General features: G+C 70.5%; 25 protein-coding genes. 19 read left to right on the forward strand and 6 right to left on the reverse strand.

What is annotated here, in order from left to right:
- Genes MRBLMX7_RS09385 through MRBLMX7_RS09410 form a run of 6 tightly spaced genes read left to right on the forward strand, consistent with a single transcriptional unit; the run spans position 1 to position 5220 of the window.
- Entirely contained in the window at positions 1–888 is an 888-nt protein-coding gene (locus tag MRBLMX7_RS09385) for a DUF58 domain-containing protein (RefSeq protein WP_363367883.1), read from the forward strand.
- Positions 875–1366, forward strand: a complete 492-nt coding sequence (locus MRBLMX7_RS09390) for a hypothetical protein (RefSeq protein ID WP_050723423.1) — start codon at positions 875–877, stop codon at positions 1364–1366. The genes MRBLMX7_RS09385 and MRBLMX7_RS09390 overlap by 14 nt, the downstream gene beginning before the upstream one ends.
- On the forward strand, positions 1357–2343 hold the full coding sequence (locus tag MRBLMX7_RS09395) for a vWA domain-containing protein (RefSeq protein WP_363367885.1): 987 nt from the start codon (positions 1357–1359) through the stop codon (positions 2341–2343). Before MRBLMX7_RS09390 ends, MRBLMX7_RS09395 begins: the two co-directional genes overlap by 10 nt.
- Entirely contained in the window at positions 2340–3350 is a 1011-nt protein-coding gene (locus tag MRBLMX7_RS09400) for a VWA domain-containing protein (RefSeq protein WP_363367887.1), read from the forward strand. Before MRBLMX7_RS09395 ends, MRBLMX7_RS09400 begins: the two co-directional genes overlap by 4 nt.
- Positions 3347–4111, forward strand: coding sequence for a hypothetical protein (locus MRBLMX7_RS09405; protein ID WP_363367890.1), 765 nt, complete (start codon positions 3347–3349; stop codon positions 4109–4111). The genes MRBLMX7_RS09400 and MRBLMX7_RS09405 overlap by 4 nt, the downstream gene beginning before the upstream one ends.
- Positions 4105–5220: a hypothetical protein gene (locus MRBLMX7_RS09410; protein WP_363367892.1), complete on the forward strand. Its 1116-nt coding sequence runs from the start codon at positions 4105–4107 to the stop codon at positions 5218–5220. The genes MRBLMX7_RS09405 and MRBLMX7_RS09410 overlap by 7 nt, the downstream gene beginning before the upstream one ends.
- Positions 5221–5237: 17 nt before the next feature.
- Here the strand turns inward: MRBLMX7_RS09410 and MRBLMX7_RS09415 are convergent, their stop codons facing one another.
- The 3 genes from MRBLMX7_RS09415 to MRBLMX7_RS09425 form a co-directional block, all read right to left on the reverse strand.
- Positions 5238–6233, reverse strand: coding sequence for a hypothetical protein (locus tag MRBLMX7_RS09415; protein ID WP_363367894.1), 996 nt, complete (start codon positions 6231–6233; stop codon positions 5238–5240).
- A 70-nt stretch (positions 6234–6303) separates the two neighbouring features.
- Positions 6304–7272 carry an alpha/beta hydrolase gene (locus MRBLMX7_RS09420; RefSeq protein WP_363367896.1) on the reverse strand — a complete coding sequence of 323 codons (969 nt, stop codon included), beginning with the start codon at positions 7270–7272 and terminating at the stop codon, positions 6304–6306.
- Positions 7273–7416: 144 nt separating this feature from the next.
- The gene (locus MRBLMX7_RS09425; protein WP_363367898.1) at positions 7417–8145 is read right to left on the reverse strand and encodes a ZIP family metal transporter; all 729 of its coding nucleotides are present in this window, start codon (positions 8143–8145) and stop codon (positions 7417–7419) included.
- A 135-nt stretch (positions 8146–8280) separates the two neighbouring features.
- On the opposite strand from MRBLMX7_RS09425, the gene MRBLMX7_RS09430 reads away from it, so the two are divergent.
- Both MRBLMX7_RS09430 and MRBLMX7_RS09435 read left to right on the forward strand, forming a co-directional pair.
- Entirely contained in the window at positions 8281–8511 is a 231-nt protein-coding gene (locus MRBLMX7_RS09430; RefSeq protein ID WP_363367900.1) for an AbrB/MazE/SpoVT family DNA-binding domain-containing protein, read from the forward strand.
- Positions 8495–8911, forward strand: a complete 417-nt coding sequence (locus MRBLMX7_RS09435; RefSeq protein ID WP_363367902.1) for a PIN domain-containing protein — start codon at positions 8495–8497, stop codon at positions 8909–8911. Before MRBLMX7_RS09430 ends, MRBLMX7_RS09435 begins: the two co-directional genes overlap by 17 nt.
- A 144-nt stretch (positions 8912–9055) precedes the next feature.
- Here the strand turns inward: MRBLMX7_RS09435 and MRBLMX7_RS09440 are convergent, their stop codons facing one another.
- Positions 9056–9841: a DeoR/GlpR family DNA-binding transcription regulator gene (locus MRBLMX7_RS09440; RefSeq protein ID WP_363367904.1), complete on the reverse strand. Its 786-nt coding sequence runs from the start codon at positions 9839–9841 to the stop codon at positions 9056–9058.
- Positions 9842–10067: 226 nt separating this feature from the next.
- Here MRBLMX7_RS09440 and MRBLMX7_RS09445 point away from each other — a divergent pair, with 226 nt between their 5' ends.
- From MRBLMX7_RS09445 to MRBLMX7_RS09460, 4 genes are read left to right on the forward strand one after another with little or no spacing between them, the layout of a single operon-like run.
- Positions 10068–10910: an ATP-binding cassette domain-containing protein gene (locus tag MRBLMX7_RS09445; RefSeq protein WP_363367906.1), complete on the forward strand. Its 843-nt coding sequence runs from the start codon at positions 10068–10070 to the stop codon at positions 10908–10910.
- Positions 10907–11950: an ABC transporter permease gene (locus MRBLMX7_RS09450; protein ID WP_363367908.1), complete on the forward strand. Its 1044-nt coding sequence runs from the start codon at positions 10907–10909 to the stop codon at positions 11948–11950. The genes MRBLMX7_RS09445 and MRBLMX7_RS09450 overlap by 4 nt, the downstream gene beginning before the upstream one ends.
- 55 nt (positions 11951–12005) lie before the next feature.
- Complete coding sequence (locus MRBLMX7_RS09455) at positions 12006–13025, forward strand: substrate-binding domain-containing protein (protein ID WP_363367910.1); 1020 nt, start codon at positions 12006–12008, stop codon at positions 13023–13025.
- Between the two features lie 38 nt (positions 13026–13063).
- Positions 13064–15232: a N,N-dimethylformamidase beta subunit family domain-containing protein gene (locus tag MRBLMX7_RS09460; protein WP_363367912.1), complete on the forward strand. Its 2169-nt coding sequence runs from the start codon at positions 13064–13066 to the stop codon at positions 15230–15232.
- Between the two features lie 3 nt (positions 15233–15235).
- Here the strand turns inward: MRBLMX7_RS09460 and MRBLMX7_RS09465 are convergent, their stop codons facing one another.
- Complete coding sequence (locus tag MRBLMX7_RS09465; protein ID WP_363367914.1) at positions 15236–16027, reverse strand: NAD(P)H-dependent oxidoreductase; 792 nt, start codon at positions 16025–16027, stop codon at positions 15236–15238.
- 26 nt (positions 16028–16053) lie between these two features.
- Complete coding sequence (locus tag MRBLMX7_RS09470; RefSeq protein ID WP_363367916.1) at positions 16054–17418, reverse strand: MFS transporter; 1365 nt, start codon at positions 17416–17418, stop codon at positions 16054–16056.
- Between the two features lie 99 nt (positions 17419–17517).
- Here MRBLMX7_RS09470 and MRBLMX7_RS09475 point away from each other — a divergent pair, with 99 nt between their 5' ends.
- The 7 genes from MRBLMX7_RS09475 to MRBLMX7_RS09505 all read left to right on the forward strand — a co-directional run bounded on the left by MRBLMX7_RS09475 (position 17518) and on the right by MRBLMX7_RS09505 (position 23652).
- Positions 17518–17937 carry a winged helix-turn-helix transcriptional regulator gene (locus MRBLMX7_RS09475; protein ID WP_363367918.1) on the forward strand — a complete coding sequence of 140 codons (420 nt, stop codon included), beginning with the start codon at positions 17518–17520 and terminating at the stop codon, positions 17935–17937.
- Positions 17938–18085: 148 nt separating this feature from the next.
- Positions 18086–18343: a hypothetical protein gene (locus MRBLMX7_RS09480; RefSeq protein WP_363367920.1), complete on the forward strand. Its 258-nt coding sequence runs from the start codon at positions 18086–18088 to the stop codon at positions 18341–18343.
- Between the two features lie 9 nt (positions 18344–18352).
- Positions 18353–18616, forward strand: coding sequence for a hypothetical protein (locus MRBLMX7_RS09485; protein ID WP_363367922.1), 264 nt, complete (start codon positions 18353–18355; stop codon positions 18614–18616).
- A 54-nt stretch (positions 18617–18670) separates the two neighbouring features.
- A complete protein-coding gene (gene argG / locus MRBLMX7_RS09490) occupies positions 18671–20116 on the forward strand; it encodes an argininosuccinate synthase (protein WP_363367924.1) in 1446 nt (481 codons plus the stop codon).
- Positions 20117–20276: 160 nt separating this feature from the next.
- Positions 20277–20900 carry a TetR/AcrR family transcriptional regulator gene (locus MRBLMX7_RS09495; protein WP_363367926.1) on the forward strand — a complete coding sequence of 208 codons (624 nt, stop codon included), beginning with the start codon at positions 20277–20279 and terminating at the stop codon, positions 20898–20900.
- On the forward strand, positions 20897–21820 hold the full coding sequence (locus tag MRBLMX7_RS09500; protein ID WP_363367928.1) for a hypothetical protein: 924 nt from the start codon (positions 20897–20899) through the stop codon (positions 21818–21820). The genes MRBLMX7_RS09495 and MRBLMX7_RS09500 overlap by 4 nt, the downstream gene beginning before the upstream one ends.
- A complete protein-coding gene (locus MRBLMX7_RS09505) occupies positions 21817–23652 on the forward strand; it encodes a YhgE/Pip family protein (RefSeq protein WP_363367930.1) in 1836 nt (611 codons plus the stop codon). The genes MRBLMX7_RS09500 and MRBLMX7_RS09505 overlap by 4 nt, the downstream gene beginning before the upstream one ends.
- Positions 23653–23657: the final 5 nt, after the last annotated feature.

The following is a 23657-nucleotide window of genomic DNA, read 5'->3' on the forward strand; positions in this document are numbered from 1 at the left end:
ATGTCCAGCCTGATCACGCAGGTGAAGAGCAAGCTCTTCATCCACTCGTCGCGCAAGTCGCTGCACGCGCTCGACGGCGCGTACGCGTCGCTGCTGCACGGGCGCAGCCTCGACTTCGAGGACCTGCGCAAGTACGAGTACGGCGATCAGGTGCGTGACATCGACTGGCGCGCGACGGCCCGACTCGGCACACCGCTCGTCAAGCGACACCGGGCGATGCGCATGCACACCGTGATGTTCGTGGTCGACACGGGACGGTCGATGGGTGCTCTGGCCCGCGACGAGAAGTCGAAGAAGGATCTCGCGATCCTCAGCACCGGGGTGCTCGGTGTGCTCGCCCTCCGTCACGGCGACGACTTCAGCCTCGTGTACGGGGACGCCGACCGTGTGCGCCGCCGCGCACCGGGACGCAGCGAGGGCGCTCTCGAGCACGCCCTCCGCACGATCGACCGGGCGATCGACGAGAGCACGGCGCCGAGCGACCGCGACGCCCTCCTCTCCTACGTCGCCCGCACGATCTCGCGGCGCATGATCGTCGTGGTCGTGACCGACGAGGCGCCGGTGACCGAGGAGACCGAGCGGATGCTGCGCCGGCTGCGCGTGCAGCACGACGTGCTCTGGCTCACCGTGCGCGACGCCGAGCCCGTGCTGGACCATCGCACTGCGATCTCCCGCCGCGACGTCGACAGCCTCTGGGAGGTGCCCGACTTCGTGCAGGGCGACACCGACATCGTGCAGGAGCTGACGGCGCGGACCGAGGCGGATGCCGCGCGTCTCGCGGAGCTCCTCACCCGCATGGAGATCAGCCACGGAGTACTGGCCGACCAGGACGACGCCGTCGCACAGCTGCTGCAGCTGCTGAACCGGAGGTCCCATGCCCGGCTCTGACGAGCTCTACCCGCCGGCGCAGTACGGCTGGGGCTGGATCCTGCTCGCGATCGGCATCCTGGTGCTGCTCATCGCCGCCGCGTGGCTGGTGGTCGCGCTCACCCGCCCGCGGCGGGACCTCACGCTGACCCGTGCGGGCGACATCCCGACCCTGCAGACCGTCGACGTGCTCTCGCAGCTGCGGGTCGAGTACCTCGAGGCGATCCAGCGCATCGAGGACGACTACCGCGGCCGGGCGCTCTCCGCGCGCAACGCCAACCTCGAGCTGAGCCGCGTCGTCCGCACGTTCGTGAACGAGTACAGCGGCCTGGAGGCTCCGGTGCTCGCCCTCGATGACCTCGTGTCGCGTGGCGTGCACCCCGCGCTGATCGACGCCATGAGCCGCCACTACTACCCGAGCATCTTCCGGCAGGGGCCGTCGATCGATCCGCTCGCGGGTGCCGAGGCGGCCAGGACGGTGGTGCGCTCGTGGCACTAGCGAACGGATGGCTGGTCCTCGTCGTCGCGGGCGTCCTCGTCGCGGCGATCGTGGTCGGCGTGCTGCTCGGACTGCGCGGCGGCGGCCGTGGAGACGTCCACGACCACGCGCGCATCGCCCGCGCCGAGCGTCTGCGCGCACTACCCTCCTTCCGCCGCGCCCTGAACCGACGGGTCCTCGGCCTCTCCGGCATCCTCGCGATCGGCGTGGTGGCGATGCTCGCGGCCGGCGTGGTGGCGGCCCGGCCGATGTCGTCGCAGACGATCCAGCCCGTGAACACGAGCCGCGACATCATGCTGTGCCTCGACGTCTCCGGGTCGATGAGCGAGGTCGACGTCGAGGTGCTCACCGTGTTCGAGGAACTGCTCGACGACTTCGAGGGCGAGCGCATCGGACTGACGATCTTCAACAGCTCGCCCGTGCAGATCTTCCCGCTCACCGACGACTACGCGTTCATCCGCGGGCATCTGCAGAGCATCAGCGAGAGCTTCGACTACCTCGACGAGATCCCCGAGCACTGGGTCGGCACGCTCAACGGCAACGGAGCCTCGCTCATCGGCGACGGTCTTGCGGCGTGCACCATGGCCTTCGATCACCCCGACGACGACCGCTCGCGCTCGATCATCTTCGCGACCGACAACGAGATCAACGGCGCCTCGATCGTCACGCTCGACGAGGCATCCGCCTACGCGAAGTCGGTCGGCGTGCGCGTGTTCGCGCTCAACCCGGTGCAGGGGAAGGATGCCGAGGTGAGCGCCGAGCTCGCCCGCGCGGCCGAGGCGACCGGGGGTGCGGCCTACGGCCTGCGCGACACCACGACCGTGAGCGACATCGTCACGCAGGTGCAGGAGCAGGAGGCGACCGAGCTCCAGGGCCAGGCGCAGGTCGTGTGGACCGACACCCCCGATCTCTGGATCGTCGTGCTGCTGATCGGGATGCTGTCGTTCGTCGTGGTGCTGTGGAGGGTGAAGCTGTGATCCTCCAACCGGTCCTGAACGTGTTCCTGCTCGTGCTGCTGTGCGCGCCGATCGCGGCGATCGGAGTGCTCGCGCTCGTGAAGGCGCGCGGCCGCGACAAGGCCCTGTGGGCGATGCGCCTCGTGATGCTGCTCGCCGTGTTCGTGATGCTGATGCGACCCGGGATCCCCGGCGGATCGACGCAGACGCTCGCGACCGACACCGACATCGTGCTCGTGGTCGACACCACGGCGAGCATCGTCGCGGAGGACTGGGGCGACGGCGAGCCGCGCCTCGACGGCGTGCGCGCCGACGTGCAGTCCATCGTCGACGAGTACCCCGGCGCGCGCTTCGCGCTCATCACCTCCGCCGCCTCGGCCGATCTCCGCCTGCCGCTGACGACCGACACCACCGCGCTCATCTCGTCGCTCGACGTGCTGCGCCCCGAGGTCACGAGCCAGTCGCGGGGCAGCTCGGTCGGCATCGCGAACCAGCTGCTCGGCGACACGCTCGCGAACGCCGCCGAGACGCAGCCCGACCGCTCGCGCATGGTCTTCTACTTCGGAGACGGGGAGCAGACGGTCGACTCGGCCCCCGAGCCCTTCGACGGCAGCGCGCGGTACACGGATGCCGGGGCCGTGCTCGGCTACGGCACGGCCGAGGGCGGTCCCATGCGACTCACGACCGGCGCGGTCGACGGCACCCCGGGTGATTACATCCAGTACGAGGGGGCGGATGCGCTGTCGGTCATCGACGAGACGAACCTCGAGCGGATCGCCTCGCAGCTGGGCGTCGAATACCAGCATCGGAGTGCGGACGCCGAGCTCGTGCTGCCCGAGGCGCCGTCCACGACCACGGCCTACGCCGAGTCGGGCAGCGTCGGGAATGTGATCGAGCTGTACTGGATCGCAGCGCTCGTCGTCGCGGCCCTGCTCGCGGTCGAGCTGCTGCGGGCGAGCATGCTCATCGCGCGACTGCGGCACCTCCGCGCTCCCCGCACGACGCCGAGCACCGGGGGTGACGCATGACCACCGTGACCGAGACCGACGAGATGCGCGCCGAGGCGGCATCCGCTCTGCTGGCCTCGAACCGGCGCCGCCGCCGCATCCGCCGCTGGATCGCGATCGGCACGCTGCCCCTGACCCTCGCCGCACTGCTGTTCGTCGGCAAGCTGCTCAGCATGTACGCGTTCGCCCACCAGTCGATCAGCGCCTACGTCGCCGACGACTTCTCGAGCTCGGAATCCGCCGCCCGCGGTCAGGAGTTCCTCAACTGGTTCGAGCCGTACAAGGCGCCCTTCAACGTCGGCACCGCCCTCGCCGGCGCTGAACGCCTGCCCGAGGCGCGCGCGGAGCTCGAGGAGTCGCTCGACCTCGCGACCGGCCTCGAGGTGTGCAGCGTGCGGATCAACCTCGCACTCGTGATCGAGCGGATGGGCGATGCGGCCCGCGCCGACGGCGACGGCACCGCGGCGGCCCAGCTGTACGGCGAGGCGCTCACCGTCACGACGGAGATGCCCTCCGAGTGCAGCAGCGAGGAGGCGCAGCAGCAGTCCCCCGACCCGAACCGCGACATGCAGGAGAGCAAGGACGGCCTCGAGGATCGGCTGAAGCAGAAGCAGCAGGAGGAGCAGACCCCTCCCGAGGAGGAGGAGCAGCCGCAGGACGAGCCGCAGCCCTCGGAGGACAAGCTCGAGGATCTCAAGGAGAAACTCGAGCAAGGAACGCAGGAGCGCGACCAGCAGCAGGGCGGCAACGAGCCCGTATCCGGGACGGACAGGCCATGGTGATGGACCACGAGAAGCAGCGCGCACGCTACGTCGCGGGCACCGAGGGCGCGCCTCCTGTGCCGCCGCCCGGCGGCTACCGGGGTGCGCGGCGCCCTTCCGGCGTCAGCGTCGTGCAGCAGCCCGGCGTCCCCGCGGCGACCGGCAGTGCGACGGCAGGTCCCGAGGAGCGGAAAAGCGCGAACGTTCTCGGCTGGATCGCGCTGATCGGCGGCATCCTGTTCGCCCTGATCCTGCTCATCACGCTCGCCGTCGGAGCGACCGACGCGCTCTACGGGATCACGATGATCGCCCTGCAGCTCGTCGTGGTCGCGATCGGGATCGGTGCGCTCGTCACGAGCCGTGGTCGCACGTTCGGGGCCATCGCCCTCGCGATCGCCCTCGTCGTGAACGTCGCGACGATCGGCGGCGTGAGCGCCCTGCGCACCTCGGCCGCCGGCACCTACGAGGGCATGAAGTCCGAGGAGCAGAAGCACGAAGAGGCCTACCCGGGCATCAAGGGCACCGACCCGGAGCAGATCCTGCGTCAGCAGTCGCTCGAACAGGTGCAGGCCGAGGCCGAAGCGCTGTTCGCCGACATCCGCGCCCGGGTCACGGCCGAGTTCGGGTACGAGTGGGTGCAGGTCGGCGACGAGGACTTCCGTCCGGAGCGCAACGGCTACGGCGGCGAGTCGATGCTCGTCGAGTACACCTCGGTCGGGTGGGCGACCACCGCGCCGATCCAGGACTACGACGAGAAGCTCGCGGTCATGGCCCTGATCGACGACGTCGTGGCCGAGCACGGCCTCGCCTACCTCTACTCCTTCAACGACGAGTACTCCAGCCTCGACCCGTCGATGAAGGCGAAGCTGTACGGGAACGAGGACCCGCGCCTGCAGCACACGTGGGAGTACTACACCGAGAACTACCCCGATCCGCTGCGGTTCTACGCGAACATCTACGACCTGTCGAACGACCCCACCGGCGACTTCCGCACCGCCCGCGAGGCGCAGAACGCTCGCACCGGCGAACCACTGGAGGGCCTGCAGATCGCGGTGATCGCGAGCGCCGTGCTCAGCGACGCCGACCGCGCCGAGTTCGAGGAGAAGCTGAAGGAGTATCCGGGGTACTAGGGGCGGATGCCGGCGGTTCAGGACGCGAGGGTCAGCAGCATCCGTGCCAGCACGAACCGGGTGTGACCGCGCGAGGTGCGCGGGTCGTAGCCGAGCACGTCGATCAGAGACGTGAGCTTCTCCTGCACGCTGGAATGGTGGCGCCCCAAGCGTGCGGCGGCGCCGCGCACGCTGCGTTCCTCGGCGATCGCGTCGAGCAGCTCGAGGCTGCGCGCATCGAGCCGGCCGAGCGCTTCAGCATCGGGGTGGACAGGCCCCGACTCCGCCGCCTGCGCGACGATCAGCGCGGCCCCGAGATCCTCCGCTCGGACGACGGGCTCCAGGTCGCTCGTCAGGCGCGCGGCGATGAGCGCCCCCTCCCACGACTCCGGCAGGGCGTCACCCGGGGCGGTCGTGCCGATCCCGCAGCGCGGGGAGACGCCGCTCTCCCACACGGCCGTCAGATCGGCATCCGCGCCGACGATCGTGGCGCGGGTGAGGCCGTGTCGCGTCGCGACGACCGCGGACGGATGCCGAGGCGCCGGCGCCGGGTCCGGCGGCGAGGCGACGACCCGCAGCTGGTCGCTACCGAGGCGCAGCCGCGCGAGCGCGCCCGCGCGTTCGTCGGGAGCCGCATACGAGCTGATCACGAGCTCGACCGCACTCTCCGGGCCCACGGATCTCCGGGCGCGCAGGATGCCGAGCGCGAGCGTCAGCCTCTCGAGGATCATGGCGTCGTTCGTGTGCGGATCGCCCTCGCGCTCGATCCAGGCCACGGCGTCGGGGCCGCTCTCGCGCTGCAGGTGCGCCTCGCCGGGGGCCCGCGGTTCGATGCGGACACCGTCCGCGCTCACGCGCATGATGTGCGCGCCGTCGCGCTGCCCGACCGTGGCGCCGCTCAGGACGGCCGCCCCACGCAGCATGCTCTCCACGCCGACCGATCGCGCGACGAGGGCGTCGAAGTACGTGACGACCTTGAGCGTCTCGCTCGCATCCGGGTCGAGGGCGGTGAGCCGCCCCAGCAGATCTTGCATGTCGGGCTCCATCGCGCGGGGCTTCCACACTAGGGGGTCGAGCTCCCGACCCCCTAGTGCGCGGAGGTTGCTATCCGAGCAGACGGTTCACCCAGTCGTCGCGGGCCGCGAGCATCGCCTGCGCCACGGCGGCGTGGGGTGCGAACATGTCGAAGCCGTGGAACCCGCCCGCCCACACGTGGAGCTCGGCCTGCACGCCGGCCTCCCACAGGCGTGAGGCGTAGGCGACGTCCTCGTCGCGGAAGACCTCCGCGCTGCCGCAGTCGATGAACGCGGGAGGGAGTCCCGCCAGGTCCGTGGCCCGCGCGGGGGCGGCGTAGATCGAGACGTCGTCCGTGCCCTTGCGGTCGCCCAGCAGGGCGGTCCATCCGGTGATGTTGGAGCCGCGGTCCCACACGCCGACACCGTCGATCTGGCGCGTCGAGACGCTCTCGTCGCGGTCGTCTAGCATCGGGTAGATGAGCAGCTGCCCGACGAGCTCCGGTCCGCGGCGGTCCCGGGCGAGCAGCGCGGTGCCGGCGGCCAGCCCGCCGCCCGCGCTGGCCCCGCCGATCAGCAGACGGGTCGTGTCGATGCCGAGATCGTCGGCGTGCTCGGCCGTCCAGCGCAGGGCGGCGTAGCAGTCCTCGACGGGATAGGGATCGGGGAACTCGGGTGCGAGACGGTACTCGACCGTGACGATGACGCCGTTGAAGCGCTCGGCCCAGTCGAGGAATCCGACCACGCCCAGCCAGCGGTTGCCGATGATCATGCCGCCGCCGTGCGTGTGGAAGAACCCGGGCCCGGTGCCCGTGCGGCCGTCCTTGTGGATCACGGTGACGACGATCTCGTCGCCGTCATGACCGGGGATCGTCTCGTCTCGCCACACGAAGCCGCGGTCGGTGAGCACCTGACGCACCTCGTCGTCGCCGGCGATCGGCGTCTGCCGCAGCAGCGGGATCATCTCGGCGGTGAGCGTCGAGGGCATCTGGTCGCCGACGAGCGCGAGGGCCGCCTCGAGCTCGGGATCGAAGGGCGGGCGGGTGAGCGTGTCGGTCATGGGAACTCCTTCGTTCACAGTGTCCATCGTCGCGCGGGTGCGACGTCGTGCCCAGCATCCCGCCGTCCGACACGGTCGGGAACCCGCCGGATGCGGCCGATCCCCGGCGGACGGACCGCCGGATGTCGGGTCCGACGGGGAGGCTCAGGTCGCGAGCGCGAGGCCCGCGGCGAGCGCGAAGCCGAGCACGGTCGCGAGCCCGGTCGACTCCTTCGCCTTCGACTGCGCCTCGGGCACCATCGAGTCAACCAGCATCACGAGCAGGGCGCCCGCCGCGAAGCCGCTCGCCGCAGCGCGGAAGCTGTCGTCGGTCACGGTCGCAAGGCCGAAGCCGGCGACGGTCGCCGCCGCGCACACCACGGTCACCCCGGCCCACAGCAGCAGCACGCGCGAGCGTGCCATGCCGCCCTGCAGCAGATCGGCGGCCGAGCCGATCGACTCGGGCAGGTTGGACACCAGGATCGCTACGACGAGCGCGACGCTCACCGGCTCGCCGGATGCCAGACCGATGCCGAGCACGAGCTGCTCGGGGATGCCGTCGAGCAGCGCTCCTACCGCAAGCTGCCCCCCTCCTGCCGGGCCCTTCGTCTTCGCGGCCCGGGCGTCGAGGATGCGGTCGGCGACGTAATAGCTCAGCGCTCCGAGCGCGACGCCCACGACGAGCGGGATGGGACCCGCGAGCGCGAGCCCCTCCTCCCACAGCTCGAACGCGATCGAAGCCATGAGCGCGCCGGCGCCGAAGCCCAGGACGATGCCGAGCCACCGGGGCGGCCATGAGCGCAGGAGTGCGAGCACGGCTCCCACGAACAGCGGCGCGGCCGCGACCGCTCCCCACAGCACCGCCTGACCCATGTGCACCTCCGTCCCGCTCACTCTGCCACCGCTCGTGAGGGAAAGCCGAGAGGTTCGGTCGTCGCGTCGCCGAGTCGCGGGCGGGCACGCCGTGGCGACGGCATCCGCTCTCCCGTCCCCGGCTGTGAGGTGCCATGAGAATGGTATCGTGATGGTATGCAAGCGACCATGGACAAGGCAGGGCGGATCGTGATTCCCGCCAGCATCCGAGAGAGGCTCGGGATGCTGCCGGGTCCGGTCGATCTGATCATCGACGGCACCGGGGTGCGCATCGAGGTCGAGGCTCCCGACAACGTCGTCGAGAAGGACGGACGCCTCGTGATCACAGGCGGTCCGGCCCTCACTCCCGACGAGATCCGCGAGCTGCGCCTTGCCGACCAGCGCTGACCTCCTGCTCGACACCAGTGCCGCCATCGCGCTGCTGCACGAGCAGAACCCGCTGCACGACAGCGTGAGCGACACGTGCCGGGGCCGCTCCCTCGGCCTCGCCGGACACGCGATGGTCGAGACGTACTCGGTGCTGACCCGACTCCCGGGCGCGGCCCGCGTCACTCCCCGAGGTGCCGAGCGTCTCATCGCCGCCGCGTTCCCGGCGTCGTCGGCTCTCCCTCCTCGAGAAGCGCTGCGCGCCGTGCAGACGCTCTCCGCAGCCGGCATCGCGGGCGGAGCCGTCTACGACGGCCTCGTCGCCCTCGCCGCGAAGTCCGCGGGCGTCCCGCTGCTCACGTGCGACCGGCGGGCCGTGCACACGTACGCCGCGCTGGGGGTAGACGTCGTTCTGGCCTGAGGCCTGCCCCGCACGACCCCGGTCCGCCTCACACCGCGAGACGGACCGCGTCATAACCGGTGCGCGTCACGGCGATGAAGAGCTCGGCCGCCTCCCGGGGCGACTCAGTCCGCACGACCGCCGAGGTCGCCGCCGAGCGCGACGTCACGGCGTCGGCTCCACGCGCACGACGGATACCGACGGGGGCAATGCGGCGAGCACCTCATTCTGCTCGTCAGCGTCGGTGACGAGAGTGCTGACCACGTCGAGCCCTGCGACCCGCGACATCAGGACCCGTCCGAGCTTGGAGTGATCCGCGAGCAGGAGCACCCGATCCGCGCGCTCGAGCGCGAGCCGCTTCCCTGCGCTCTCATCCGGGTCGTAATCCGTGAGCCCCCTGGTGGGATGCACTCCGCTGATCCCCATCACGTAGGTGTCGACGTTGAAGTGGCGGAGGTCGTCGGACATCGTGGACGTCGTCGTGAGCATCTCGGAGGACTTCACGCGCCCCCCGAGCATGAAGATCTCGACGTGCGGCTCCTCGGCGAGCTCTGCGGCTATCAGCAGACTGCGAGTCAGTACGGTGAGCCTGCGCCCGGTGCCGCGAAGGGAATGCGCCGCCGCGAGGGCCGTGCTGCCGCCGTCGATGAAGACGACCTCGTCGTCGGAGAGGAGGTCGGCGACGGCGCGGCCGATGTGCGACTTGGACTCGTATGCCGCGGTCGACCTCGTCGAGAGGGCGGGTTCGCGGCTCTTGGCGTCGAGGAGCAGTGCCCGACCGCCGACGAGCCTTCGGACGACGCCGTCCTCCTCGAGTGCACCGAGATCACGACGGATCGTCATCTCCGAGACCCCGAAGTGCAGGGCCAGGCTCTGGATGTCGACCTCGGCGCGGTCCCCCATCAGACTCTCGATCTCCGCGCGCCTGCGCTGGGGAGTCGTTGCGCTCATCCGCACCTCCTAGACGATCGATCACCTTCGGTTGGTGACCCGCCGAGACGGGAATCTATCACAGCGTGTTTCTGATATGTAACAGATTCACAATCCAGGACCGAGGTCTTGTCAATTTTCTGTGACTTCATTACATTGCCCTGATAACGGTTCACATCACGCTGTGAAACGGAATGACACCGACGTCCTGACGATCGCGGGCGAACGTCAGAAAGGAAGCATCCCGATGAACTCCGATCTCCGCGGCTCCGGAAGGCTGGTCGACACGGCATCCGTCCCGCTCGACACGGCCCTCAGCACCCGCGGCATCCGCGTCTCCTACGGCCACGTCCACGCGCTCCGCGGGGCCGACTTCGACTGCCGAGCGGGAGAGGTCACGGCCCTCATCGGCGACAACGGCGCCGGCAAGTCCACGCTCGTCAAGGTGCTGTCCGGAGCGCTGACCGCCGACGCGGGCGAGGTCTTCGTCGGCGGTGAACCGTTCCGCGCCAGCGGCCCGACCGACGCCCAGGCCGCAGGCATCGAGACCGTGTGGCAGGACCTCGCGCTCGCGCCCGACATGGGCCCGGTGGCGAACATGTTCCTCGGTCGGGAGACGCGACGGAAGGGCCTGCTCGGCGCCCTCGGCTTCCTCGACAACCGATCCATGGCCGCTGTCGCGCAGCGCGAGTTCGCGCAGCTCGGTGTCACCGCCGACCCGCGCCGGGGCTCGGTCAGCGACATGTCGGGCGGTCAGCGCCAGGGCGTCGCGGTCGCACGTGCCGTGAGCTGGGCGCGCACCGTCGTGATCCTCGACGAGCCCACGGCGGCCTTGGGCGTCGTGCAGACGAAGGGCGTGCTCGACATGGTGCGCCGAGTCGCCGACCGCGGGCTCGCCGTCGTGCTCATCAGCCACAACATGTCCGACGTGCTCAGCGTCGCCGACCGCGTCGAGGTGCTGCGCCTCGGCCAGCGGGTCGCGAGCTACACCCGCCAGGAAGCGAGCCTCGAACTCCTGGTGTCCACCATGACCGGAGGGACGGCGCCGTCGACCTCCACGGACCGCACCGATATCGGAGGAGACCGATGACCTCGCTCGACACGATGGGCGCTCCCGTCCCCACCCCCGAAGCTCCGACCTGGCGCGACCGCGTGGAGCGTGCCTGGCAGCATCCGCTGTTCGTCGTCACCTGCGCGCTGATCCTGTTGATCGTCGTGTTCGCGATCGTCAACGGCCAGCCTTTCCTCGGCGCCGCGAACGTACGCAACATGTTCCTCGCGGGCTCGATCATGCTCGTGCTCGCCGTCGGGGTGACCTACGTCATCATCACCGCCGGCTTCGACCTGTCGGTGGGCTCCGTGCTCGTGTTCTCGGGCGTCGTCAGCATGATCGTCATGCAGCGCGTCGGCGGCGACGGATGGACCTCGGCGCTCCTCGGACTCGGCGTCGCGATCGCGAGCGGCCTGCTCCTGGGCTGGATCAACGGCCTTCTCGTCGCCTACGCCGACCTCAACCCCATCATCGTCACGCTCGGCATGTTCGGCGCCGCGCTCGGCCTCGCCCAGGTGTTCACCGGCGGACAGGACCTCAGCGGCATGCCGACCGCAATGTCGCAGTTCGGCGTCGGCCGCCTGATCGGCATCCCGTGGGTGGTGCTCGTCGCCGCGATCGTGGCGATCATCGCCGCCATCGCGCTGCAGGCGACGGCGTTCGGCCGACACACCTACGCGATCGGCTCGAACAAGGAGGCCGCCGTTCGCGCCGGCATCCCGGTCAAACGGCATCTCGCGGTCATCTACGGCCTCTCGGGACTCCTCGCCGGGCTCGCCGGCTGGCTGTCGCTCTCGGTGTACGGCACGACCAACATCTCCGGCCACTCCCTCGACGCCCTCACCGCCGCGACCGCCGCGATCCTCGGCGGGGCCAGCCTTTTCGGCGGCGTCGGGACCATCGCGGGCACCGCCCTCGGCAACGCCATCCCGGTCGTGCTCGCCAGCGGGCTCGTGATCGCCGGTCTGCAGAGCTTCTGGCAGCAGGTCGTGACCGGTGCCGTGCTTGTCGGCGCCCTCTACCTCGACCGGCTCCGCCGGCTGCGCAGTCTCCGCAGATCCAGCTCGGCTTCGAGCTGACGTCCTCTCACTTCACCTCCACCCTGCACACCCTCATCCACACACAGGAGTACCCATGAACGCTCGATCCGTCCGTCCGCGTCGCCGTATCCTCCTCGCGCTCGCCGCCACCACTCTGCTGGTGGGTCCGCTCGCCGCCTGTTCCGCCGATGACGGCGGAACAGCGGGAGGCGGAGAGGGCGATGCCGTGACCGGCGCCACGATCGCCATCGCCGGCCCGCAGTCCGGTGACCCGTATTACGTGCAGGTCGCGTGCGGCGCCCAGGCCGCGGGCACGAAGCTCGGCATGGATGTCGGCGAGCTGCAGGCCCCGCAGAACCAGAACCAGGCGCAGCTGACCACGATCGTGCAGAACGTGCTGACCAGCGCACCGGACGCGCTCATCTACACGCCCGCGGACCCGGTCGCCGGAGGCATCCCGATCCAGACCGCGCGCGAAGACGGGGTGACGGTGATCGACGTCGACGCACAGCTCGACGACGACGCGCTGTACGACTCGTTCGTCGCATCGAACCACTACGAGGGCGCGAAGGAGATCACCGCGTATCTCGCCGAGCTCATCGGAGGCGAGGGCCAGATCGCCGCGATCGGGTCGCTCGCCACCAACCCGATCACCCAGGCCCGCATCAAGGGCTTCGAGGATGCGCTGAAGGACTACCCGGACATCGAGGTGGTATCGATCTCCTACCCCGAGATCTCGGCGGACGTGATCCAGGCGAACGCCGCCTCCACGCTCGTGAAGTACCCCGATCTCAAGGCGATCTACACGACGAACTTCCTCAATTCGACGGGAGCCGCGGTGGCTCTCCGCAACGCCGGCGTGGTCGGCGACGTCAAGATGGTCAGCTGGGATGCCGGTGCCGCCAACGTCGAGCTGCTGCAGGAGGGCGTGCTGCAGGCGACGGTCGCGCAGCAGCCCTACGCCATGGGCGAGCTCGCGATCGAGCAGATCGCCAAGAAGCTGAAGGGCGAGGAGGTCGACCAGACGGTCGACGCCCCGGTCGAGATCCTCACGAGCGAGGACGTCGACAGCCCCGAGGGCCAGAAGCTCTGGTACAAGACCGAGTGCGACTGACCCCTCCCTGACCGGCCCCTTCCCGAAGGATTGCAGACATGACGCTCACCGGATACCTGAACACTCTCTCCGCCGAACCGGGGGAGGTCGTCGACCTGATGGTCAGCGCCACGGCATCCGCGGTGGAGGTCGATCTGGTGCGGCTGCGTCACGGCGACGAGAACCCTCAGGGGCCGGGCCGACGGATCCTGCCGGTGCCGTCGTTCGAAGCGCGGTCGATCTCCGGCGGCGAGCGCGATGTGCACCTCGGGTCGTGCGTCGTGGTGCCGGAGATCGGCGCGCAACCGCTCGGAGGGCTCGTCGTCTCGTTGACGATGCAGCCGACGCTGCCGGATGCCGGTCGTGAGCAGGGGGTCGTGTCCCTGCTCACGACCGACGGCTCCGTCGCCGTCTCCGTCGTCGTCGATGCGAACGGGACGCTGAGCCTGCGCGGTGCCGACGGCGAGGCTGCGGCGCTCACGGTGCCGTGGCGCGCGGGCAGCTGGTACCGGTTCCGCGTCGAGGTCTCCCACGACCTCCATGCGGTGATCCGGTGCACAGAGCTCCGCGACCGCCGCGAGACCTGGACCGGGGTGACGCCCCCGGCCGTGCTCCCGGATGCTGTCGCCGCGGCGGCCGTGATCGCCGCCGCCGCCTGCCCGCGCAGTGCTGCCCGGTGGGCGCCCGACCGCGTCTTCAACGGGAAGATCGAGAACCCGCGGATCGATCGGGCGGATGCTTCGGGCGCGCGCGCGACCGTCGCCGATTGGCGGTTCGAGCGCCGGATCGGCAGCGCGGAGGCCGCCGACGCCTCCGGTCAGGAACGCCACGGCATCGTGATCAACGCCCCGCTGCGGGCCGCGACGGGATCGACCTGGCGGCACCAGGAGATCGACTTCACCAAGGTGCCCGAGCAGTACGGCGCGATCCACTTCCACGACGACGACCTCGACGACGCGGGGTGGCCGCCCAGCCTGAGCTTCGCGGTGCCGGACGATCTCGAGTCCGGCGTGTACGCGGTCGAGCTCCGCGCGGACGGCGTCATCGACCACGTCCCGTTCGCGGTGCGTCCCCGCGCGGGAGGGCCGCACGCGCGCATCGCCGTGCTGCTGCCGACCTTCACCTACATCGCCTATGCGAACGAGCGCATGGTGACGCGCCTCGACTTCGAGGGCGATCAGATGAGCGATCATCCGATCCACCCAGGGCACCGCGACCTCGAGCTCGCCGAGCATCCGGAGTGGGGCCTGAGCATGTACGACCTGCACTCCGACGGCAGCACCTGCTGCTATTCGACGCACCTGCGACCTATCCCCAACCTCCGCCCCGACTACCGCGCCTGGCTGCAGGACGCACCGCGCCACCTGAGCGCCGACCTGTACCTCGTGGACTGGCTCATGGAGAAGGGACGCGCGTTCGACGTCGTGACCGATCATGACCTGCACCGAGACGGCGCGGCGCTGCTCGACGGCTACGACGTCGTCATCACGGGCAGCCACCCCGAGTACGTGAGCGCGCGGATGCTCGATGCGCTCGACGCGCACGCCGACCGGGGTGGATCGCTCATGTACCTGGGCGGCAACGGGTTCTACTGGGTCACCAGCCAGGATGCGGACCGACCCCACCTGCTCGAGATCCGCCGCGGCGCCGTGGGGACGCGGCCGTCCGAGACCCCTCCGGGGCAGGGCTTCCACAGCACCACGGGCGAACCCGGAGGGTTGTGGCGGCTGCGGGGCCGCTGGCCCAACGCCCTCACCGGCGTCGGGATGACGGCGCAGGGGTGGGATTCGAAGGCCCCGGGGTACCGGCGGTCCGCGGATCTCCCGAGCGATCTCGAGTTCGTGTTCGCGGGCGTGACGGACGAGGTGATCGGGGACTTCGGCCTCATCATGGACGGTTCGTCGGGCGACGAGATCGACCGCTTCGACCCCGACCGGGGCAGTCCGGCGGAGACCGTCGTGCTCGCTTCGTCGACGGGTCACAGCGACTTCTACCTGCTCGCCGGCGAGGACGTGATGGCCTCACGCGCGGGACTCGGCGGGTCGGAGAGCGCGGACGTCCGGTCGGACATGACCTGGCTCGAACGAGCTGGAGGCGGAGCCGTCTTCAGCGTGGGCTCGATCTGCTTCACCGGAGCGCTGTCCCACGACGGTTATCGGAACAACGTCTCGACCGTGATCGGCAACGTGCTGGACGAGATGCTCGATCGCGGCGGCCGGGATCGCTGACGCTCAGTCGCGCACGAGCCGATGGATGCCGAGGTCGGTGCGCCCCGGCAGCAGATCCGCCCGCAGCGCACGCGTGCCCCGGTAGTCGCCGTCGCGCAGGCGGCGGTACGGGCTGCTCGGGGCTTCCGTGTCGATCCCGGCGAGACGCTCGAGCAGACGTGCGCTCTCCGCCTCGATCGCGTCGACGGTGAGTCCGTCGGCGTCGTGCACGACGTGCAGGTCGAGCGGCTCGATCCCCGTGTACCAGAGCGTGCCGTGCGTGAGCGGGAACAGCAGAGAGTCGATGTCTCCGCTGATGCCGCGGCTGCCGATCGACCGATCGTCCTCCCCTGCGGTCACGATCACGAGCGCACGGCGACCGGCGAGGAGGCCCTCCCCGTAGCGCAGCGGCAGGCCGGTCTCAGGGTCCGTCGGGCCGTAGGCGAAACCGTTCGTGAGGACGCGGTCGAACCACCCCTTGAGGATCGCCGGCGGCCCGTACCACCAGAGCGGGAACTGCAGCACGAGGAGGTCGGCGGCGGCGAGTTTGCGCTGCTCCTCGACCACGTCGGCGGGGACGTCCCCCGCGGCGTACGCCTCGCCCATCAGGTCGACGAGGTTGCCGTCGCGTCCGTGCGGCTGCCCGAGGTCAGCGGGGCCGAGCACGGGATCGAAGCCCTGCGCGTACAGATCGGTGACCTCGACGTCGTGGTCCCTCGACAGCGCGTCGACGCCGTCGCGGAACAGGCGCGCGTTGAACGAGCTCCCCTGCGGGTGCGCGTGCACCCAGTGGACGGAGGGGCGGGGGCGCGACATGGAGTCTCCTTCGTCGATCGCGGGGGTCATCGGGCGACGGCATCCGTCGATGAACGACGCCACAGCGGCAGCAGCGCGGCGGCGACCACCGCGACCGCCGCGACGATCAGCGCCACCGCGAACCCGCCCACGCCCACGACGGTCGCGATGGTGCCGAGAAGGGCGATGCCGAGTCCTCCGCCCAGCGCGAACGACACCTCCTGGATCGCTCCGACCTGACCCGCGTCGTCTTCTGTCGTGACGTCGAACAGGGTCGTCGCCGCGAGCGTCGCAGCCACCCCGAACCCGGCCCCGACGAGCACGAGCGGGAACGCCACGAGGTCGGCGCCGAGCGCGAGCCAGACGAGCCCGATGCCCTGGATCACGAGCGCGAGCACGGTCAGCGCGGGCGAGGTCAGCCAGCGCAGGAACAGCGGGGCGACCACGCCGCCGAGCGCGATCGCGACCGCCTGCGGCAGGATCGCGATCCCCGCCTCCGCCGCCGTGAACCCGCGCAGGTCCTGCAGGTGCAGGCTCACGAGCAGGACGGATGCCGAGGACACGCCGCTCGCCGCCACGATGCGCACGACCGCCGGGCTGAATCCGGGCACCGTGAAGAGGCGCATGTCGATGAGGGGATCGCGCAGCCGGCGCTGTCGGCGGATGAAGTAGACGAGCGTCACGACGGCGAGCACGCCGGCGACCGCCGCGGGGACCGGTGCCGCGAGCACCTCGTGCAGGGCGAACACGAGCGCCCCCAGGGCGACGATCGACGAGACGATGCTGAGCACGTCCCAGGATGCCGGGCGCGAGCTGCGCGAGTCGGGCACCAGCCAGATCGCGAGCACACCGGCGAGAACCGCGAGCGGGACGCTGCCGAGCAGCAGCCACCGCCATCCCGGCCCCTCGGTGACGAGCCCGCCCAGCACGGGCCCGAGGGCGCTGCCGGTGCCGAACGTCGCGGTCCACAGGCCGTAGGCGAGCACGCGCTGCCGCGCCTGGTAGTGCGCGCCGATCGTCGCGACGACACCGGCCACGACGAACGCCTCGGCCACGCCGAGCAGCGCCCGCACCACGATGAGCAGCAGTCCGTCCTGCGCGAGTCCGCCGACGAGGTTGAGCGCCGCGAAGCCGGCGAGGCCGAGCAGCACGATGCGCTTGCGGCCGAAGGCGTCGCCGATGCGTGCGGCGAGGATCAGGGTGGCTGCGAGCGAGAGCGCATACACGTCGACGAGCCACAGCGCCCCGCTGTCGGAGAGCGTCAGATCGCCGCGGACGGCGGGCAGCGCGGTGGACACGCTGCTGATCGCGAGAGCGCCGATCAGGATGCCGAGGAGCAGCGGGATCATGGCGAGCCACGGATGCCGCGAGGGGCGCGGTCGGGCCGGGGCGACGGGCACGGGGGAGGTCACGGACTCAGTCTCGTGCGCTGAGTACCCTTCGGGCAAGTACGGTCTTCCTTGTTACATACTGCCATTCTGGATACTATCGGCGCGAGGAAAGGCGGCCCGATGAGAGAGAAGACGGCACGCATCGTCCGCGAGTGGGGCGACGCCTGCGATGCGGAGATCTCGATCGCGGTGATCGGCGGAGCCTGGAAGCCGAGCATCCTCAGCCTGCTCGACGAGCACGAGGTGCTGCGTTTCGGAGGACTCAGCCGATTGCTCGACGAACCCACCGCACGGGTGCTCACCCGTCAGCTACGCGAGCTCGAAGACGACGGACTGCTGATCCGCACGGTGTATCGACAGGTGCCGCCCAAGGTCGAGTACCAGCTGAGTGACCTCGGCCGCGGCGCGATGCCTCTGGTCGAGGCTCTGACCGCGTGGGGCGGCGGCTACGCCGCGCACCAGCGTCGCACCCTGGGCGCCCTGGCCACGTCGGAGGCGGAGCCGGCGGAAGTCTCGGCGCAGGAGATGACGCCGGCGTAGGAGGATGGGGCTCCCCTCCACGGAACCGGGCTGTGCCGGGACTTTCCCCACCTTCTGAGGAGGGGCCTTCGATAACGTCCGCCACGGCGATGTGCGCGCTTTCCTGGAGGGATGGAGCCTCCACGTAAACGAATCGTTGACGATCCTCGTGCGTCAACAGTATGATGACGGAATCCGGATCGCGACCAGCGCCCGGAAGCACGGGATCACAGAGGAGGACATCTTCCACGCGCTCGACCACATGGTTCGCTACCGGGAGCAGGAGTACGACGGCGAGCTGCGCATCCTGGTCATCGGACCTGCGTCGTCGGGACGGCTGCTCGAGATCGTTCTCGTCCCCGCTGACGATCCTGCACTCGTGATCCACGCCGACGTACTGAGGCCTAGCCGGTTCACCTACCTCTGAGGAGACGACATGATCAGGAGCACGACGACAGCCGCAGGCGACGCAGTAGACGTCGAGGCGTTCCTCGCGAGCATCCCCGCCGACAGTCTGCGCGACGGCTCGCACCTCCGAGAGATCGCACAGGCACGTGCAGACAGGGACGTCGCGGACGCACGCCTCCGCGACGCCGTGAGCGCCGCGCGCCTCGCCGGCGACTCCTGGACGATGATCGGCCTCGCCCTGCGCACGTCGAAGCAGAATGCCTTCCGCAAGTACGGTGCGGCACGGGGATGACCCGGGGCGGACCGCGTCCGAAACAGGCGACACGCCGCCGATAGACTGGAAGGCATGTCCAAGGTCCTCCAGTCCCTGCCCGTCGGCGAGCGCGTCGGCATCGCCTTCTCCGGAGGACTCGACACCTCCGTCGCCGTCGCGTGGATGCGCGACAAGGGCGCCGTGCCGTACACCTACACGGGCGACCTGGGGCAGTACGACGAGGACGACATCGAGTCGATCCCCGGCCGCGCGCTCGAGTACGGCGCCGAGGCCTCGCGTCTGATCGACTGCAAGACCGCCCTGGTCGAGGAGGGCTTCGTGGCCCTCGCGTGCGGCGCGTTCCACATCCGCTCCGGCGGCAAGACCTACTTCAACACCACTCCTCTCGGCCGCGCCGTCACCGGCACGCTGCTCGTGCGCGCCATGAAGGAGGACGGCGTCGACATCTGGGGCGACGGCTCCACCTACAAGGGCAACGACATCGAGCGGTTCTACCGCTACGGCCTGCTCGCCAACCCGCGTCTGCGCGTCTACAAGCCGTGGCTGGACGCCGACTTCGTCACCGAGCTCGGCGGTCGCAAGGAGATGAGCGAGTGGCTCGTCGCCCACGACTTCCCCTACCGCGACTCCGTCGAGAAGGCGTACTCGACCGACGCGAACATCTGGGGCGCGACGCACGAGGCGAAGACCCTCGAGCACCTCGACGTCTCGCTCGAGACCGTCGACCCGATCATGGGCGTGAAGTTCTGGGACCCGTCCGTCGCGATCGAATCCGAGGACGTCACGGTCACGTTCGAGGCCGGCCGCCCCGTCGCCATCAACGGCACGTCCTACACCGACCCCGTGGCGCTCGTCATGGAGGCGAACACGATCGGCGGACGCCACGGCCTCGGCATGAGCGACCAGATCGAGAACCGCATCATCGAGGCCAAGTCGCGCGGCATCTACGAGGCCCCCGCCATGGCGCTGCTCTTCATCGCCTACGAGCGCCTCGTCAACGGCATCCTCAACGAGGACACCCTCGCCACCTACCACGAGCAGGGTCGCCGCCTCGGCCGCCTGATGTACGAGGGGCGCTGGCTCGAGCCGCAGTCGCTCATGCTGCGCGAGTCCATCCAGCGCTGGGTCGGCTCCACGATCTCCGGTTCCGTCACGATCCGCCTGCGTCGCGGCGACGACTGGACCATCCTCGACACGACCTCGCCGAACCTGTCGTACGGCCCCGAGAAGCTCTCGATGGAGCGCGTCGGCGACGCCGCCTTCGGGCCGGTCGACCGCATCGGCCAGCTCACCATGCGCAACCTCGACATCGCCGACTCGCGCGCTCGCCTCGAGCAGTACGCCGGCCTCGGCCTGGTCGGCGGCGCGACGGGCGAGCTCGTCGGCCGCGTCACGGCGGGCGAGTCCTCCGAGATCACCGGAGCGGTCGAGGGCTCGGTCTCCGCGGCCGACGAGTCGCTCGCGGATGCCGTCGACACCGCGTCCGAGGGCGCGGCGTTCGACTTCGGGACCGACTGACCTGATCTCCTGGAAGGGGCGGATGCTGCGGCATCCGCCCCCTTCGTCGTGCGGCGCTCGCGTTCTCGTCCGCCGACAGGAAGCCGCCACCGATCGTCGATATCCTGTGAGTTGTCCGATTATCTTGCACAGCGTTGTGCAGGATAGCTATCCTGAAGACATGACCACCCGTGCACCCCGCCGCGACTCGGTCGAGAACCGCGCCGGCATCCTCGACGCCGCCCGCGCGACCCTGGCCCTCGACCCCCGCGCGTCGATCGACGTCATCGCGCGCAGCGCCGGCCTGTCCCGCCGCACTCTCTACGGGCACTTCGACGACCGCGACGCCCTGATCCGCGAGCTCATCTCCACGGGAGCGCAGCGCTTCAACGCGATCGCCGCCTCGGTCACCGACGCCGACCCGCGCGTGGCGCTCGCGCGCCTCGCCGCCCGACTCTGGCACGAGGCCGCACACGTGCAGTTCGCCGCGGCCCTCGCCCTCGACGACGCCCACGTCGCCCACACCGCCGAGGCTCTCGCGCCCCTGCGCCGCACCGTCGCCGACCTGACGCGCCGCGGCCAGGAGAGCGGCCACTTCCGCACCGACATCCCCGCCCCGACCCTCGCGCGCCTGATCGAGGAGGTCGCGCGCACCGTGGTCTCCCGCACCGACGCCGGCAGCACGGGCGCGGCCGACCTCGCCGTGCGCACTCTGCTCAGCATCGCCGGCCTGTCCTGGCGCGAAGCCGACGAGCTGCTCGCCGCGCACCCCGAGATCGTCGCCTCCGAGGAGGACCCCTCATGAAGATCACCCTGCACGACGTGAGCAAGGGCCGCGGCGGCCAGGCGCTCCCCGCCACGAGCCTCGAGTTCCACACCGGCGCCGTGCGCTTCGCCCTCGCAGAGACCGAGCAGCGTCCCACGGTCCTCGGACTGATCGCGAGCGGCCGGATGCGTCCCGAGACGGGTCGGGTGACGATCGACGGCTCCGCTGACAACCGGATGCTGCGCCGCACCGTCGCGCTCGTCGACGCCCCCGACGTGAGCGACCCCCACCCGGACATCGCGCTCGCGGGCGTGGTCGGCGAGGAGCTCATGTTCGCCGGCCTCGGCGCCACGCCCATCCACGCCCGTCGCTGGCTCAACCAGCTGGGCTTCGGGGAGCTCGCCGGTGCACCGATCGGCACGGTCGACCCCGCCGCCCGTGTGCGCATCCTGTGCGAGCTCGCGGTGCTCCGCGAGGGCACGCGGGGCATCGTGCTCGTCGCACCCGACCGGCACGGTGGCAACCCCGACGGCTGGTGGCGCATCGCAATGGAGTTCGCCGACCGCGGCTACGCCATGCTCGTGATCGTCGGCGGTTCCGCCGCCGTCGCACTGGAGCGGATGCACGAGTTCGACGCCGTGAACGCCTCCGGTCCCGTGGAGCCGCTGGTGCTCGACGACGCCGAGGACGACACCCCTCCCCGGTCGTCGAGCGAGGAGGACGACGCCGACCGAGACGACACGCGTCCCCCGGCGCACGACACCGAAGCCCCGGCACCCGGACTCGCAGAGCACTCGGGGCGTCTCGTCCCGCCCTCGGCTCGCTCAACGACCGGACGGGAGGGCGACGCCGCGCCCCCGGCATCCGATCCCGAGGAGCCCGGAGCGCGTGTCGACTCGCCTGCGGCTCGCTCGACGACAGAGGGAACCGACGACGCCGAACAGGAGGATGCACGATGAAGGTCCCCGCCATGATCGCCGCCGAGCTGCGGCGTCTCACCGCGAGCCGGATGGGCGTGATCGCCCTGATCGCCCTCGTGTGCGTGCCGATCCTCTACGGCGGCCTGTACCTCTGGGCCAACCAGGACCCGTACGCGAAGTTCCCTGAGGTTCCGGTGGCGCTGGTCGTCGACGACCAGGGCGCCCCCGAACCCACCACCGGCACGGATGCCGCAACCGGCGAGACCGTGAACTACGGCGAGGACGTCGCCGAGAACCTCATCGAGGGCAACGCCTTCGACTGGCAGCGGATGACCGCCGACGAAGCCGCCGAGGCGCTCCGCACGGGAACCGTCGACTTCACGGTGACGATCCCCGCGGACTTCTCCGCGGCCCTGACCTCCGCCGCGGGCGACGACCCGCATCAAGCGCGCATCGACCTCGAGACCAACGATGCGAACAACTACCTCGCGTCGTCCATGGGAACCCAGGCCGTGGAGAAGATCCGCAGCTCGGTGGCCGAGATGGTCGGCAGCCAGGCCGCGGAACGCCTCCTCACCGGGCTCAGCGACGTGCGCGACAACCTCGTCACGGCCGTCGACGGCGCGACGCAGCTCGCGGACGGCGCGACCACCGCCGCGTCGGGCAGTGCGACGCTCGCCGACGGCACCGCGCAGCTCGCCGCAGGTACTTCGCAGCTCGCCGCGGGCGCGAGCACCCTCGCCTCCGGAGCACAGCAGGTGAGCGACGGCAATCGGCAGCTCGCCGACGTCGCCGATCGCGCAGGCGCCGCGGTGCAGCAGGCGACGAACGCCCTGCCGCAGGTGCGCACCGATATCGCGACGCTGCTCGCCGACCGCGGTCTCACGCAGGACGAGATCGACCAGGTGCTCACGACGCTCGACCCTCTCGCGACCCGGCTGCAGGAGGGGAACACGACCGTGCAGTCGGCCGTGGGCAAGGTCGACCAACTCGCCGACGGAGCCGCCGCCGTAGCATCCGGGGCCGCGCAGCTGTCGAGCGGAGCGGGCACGGTCGCGACGGGCGCCGCGGCCGCGAACGACGGCGCCGCGCAGCTGCGCGACGGACTCGGCACGCTCGCGGACGGCACCGCCGAGCTGCGCGACGGCCTCGCCGACGGCGTCGCGCAGATCCCGGCATCCTCCCCTGAGCTGCGCACCCAGCAGGCCGACACGATCGCCGATCCCGTGAAGGTGTCGAGCGACAAGGTCGCCTCGGCCGAGGACTACGGCGCTGGCCTCGCCCCGTTCTTCGCCGCGCTGTCGGCCTGGATCGGCATCTACGCGCTGTTCCTCATCGTCAAGCCGATCTCCCGACGGGCGGTCACCGCGCTGCACTCCCCGATCCGCGTGACGCTCGCGGGCTGGCTCACCCCCGCAGCACTCGGCGGAGTGCAGATGCTCGGTCTCATGGGCATCCTCGCGATCACCCTCGGCTTCACCTTCGACAACCCGATAGGCACCCTGGGTGTGCTGATCGCCGCCTCTGCGACGTTCGCGGCGATCATCCTCGCCCTGAACGTGTGGCTGGGCTCGGTCGGACAGTTCCTCGGCCTGGTGCTGATGGTGCTGCAGCTCGTCACCGCCGGGGGCACGTTCCCGTGGCAGACGCTGCCCGCACCGCTCGCCGCCCTCCACCACGTGCTGCCGCTCGGGTACGTGGTCGACGCCATGAGGCAGCTCATGTACGGGGGCGACCTCGCCCGCGCCGGATGGGACCTCGCGGTGCTGGGCCTGTGGCTCGTCGGCGCGCTCGTGTTCGCCGCGATCGGCGTCACGCGCATGACGCATCGCCGCACGCTGCGCGACCTGCAGCCCAGCCTCATCGGCTGAGCGGG

Source organism: Microbacterium sp. LMX7-1.2 (genome assembly GCF_040675935.1).
Lineage (GTDB): Bacteria > Actinomycetota > Actinomycetes > Actinomycetales > Microbacteriaceae > Microbacterium.

Coding starts and splice junctions, on each gene's coding strand:
- MRBLMX7_RS09385 (WP_363367883.1), top strand. CDS start 1: ATGTCCAGCCTGATCACGCAGGTGAAGAGCAAGCTCTTCATCCACTCG.
- MRBLMX7_RS09390 (WP_050723423.1), top strand. CDS start 875: ATGCCCGGCTCTGACGAGCTCTACCCGCCGGCGCAGTACGGCTGGGGC.
- MRBLMX7_RS09405 (WP_363367890.1), top strand. CDS start 3,347: ATGACCACCGTGACCGAGACCGACGAGATGCGCGCCGAGGCGGCATCC.
- MRBLMX7_RS09410 (WP_363367892.1), top strand. CDS start 4,105: ATGGTGATGGACCACGAGAAGCAGCGCGCACGCTACGTCGCGGGCACC.
- MRBLMX7_RS09415 (WP_363367894.1), bottom strand. CDS start 6,233: ATGCAAGATCTGCTGGGGCGGCTCACCGCCCTCGACCCGGATGCGAGC.
- MRBLMX7_RS09420 (WP_363367896.1), bottom strand. CDS start 7,272: ATGACCGACACGCTCACCCGCCCGCCCTTCGATCCCGAGCTCGAGGCG.
- MRBLMX7_RS09430 (WP_363367900.1), top strand. CDS start 8,281: ATGCAAGCGACCATGGACAAGGCAGGGCGGATCGTGATTCCCGCCAGC.
- MRBLMX7_RS09440 (WP_363367904.1), bottom strand. CDS start 9,841: ATGAGCGCAACGACTCCCCAGCGCAGGCGCGCGGAGATCGAGAGTCTG.
- MRBLMX7_RS09445 (WP_363367906.1), top strand. CDS start 10,068: ATGAACTCCGATCTCCGCGGCTCCGGAAGGCTGGTCGACACGGCATCC.
- MRBLMX7_RS09450 (WP_363367908.1), top strand. CDS start 10,907: ATGACCTCGCTCGACACGATGGGCGCTCCCGTCCCCACCCCCGAAGCT.
- MRBLMX7_RS09455 (WP_363367910.1), top strand. CDS start 12,006: ATGAACGCTCGATCCGTCCGTCCGCGTCGCCGTATCCTCCTCGCGCTC.
- MRBLMX7_RS09460 (WP_363367912.1), top strand. CDS start 13,064: ATGACGCTCACCGGATACCTGAACACTCTCTCCGCCGAACCGGGGGAG.
- MRBLMX7_RS09465 (WP_363367914.1), bottom strand. CDS start 16,027: ATGTCGCGCCCCCGCCCCTCCGTCCACTGGGTGCACGCGCACCCGCAG.
- MRBLMX7_RS09475 (WP_363367918.1), top strand. CDS start 17,518: ATGAGAGAGAAGACGGCACGCATCGTCCGCGAGTGGGGCGACGCCTGC.
- MRBLMX7_RS09485 (WP_363367922.1), top strand. CDS start 18,353: ATGATCAGGAGCACGACGACAGCCGCAGGCGACGCAGTAGACGTCGAG.
- argG (WP_363367924.1), top strand. CDS start 18,671: ATGTCCAAGGTCCTCCAGTCCCTGCCCGTCGGCGAGCGCGTCGGCATC.
- MRBLMX7_RS09495 (WP_363367926.1), top strand. CDS start 20,277: ATGACCACCCGTGCACCCCGCCGCGACTCGGTCGAGAACCGCGCCGGC.
- MRBLMX7_RS09500 (WP_363367928.1), top strand. CDS start 20,897: ATGAAGATCACCCTGCACGACGTGAGCAAGGGCCGCGGCGGCCAGGCG.
- MRBLMX7_RS09505 (WP_363367930.1), top strand. CDS start 21,817: ATGAAGGTCCCCGCCATGATCGCCGCCGAGCTGCGGCGTCTCACCGCG.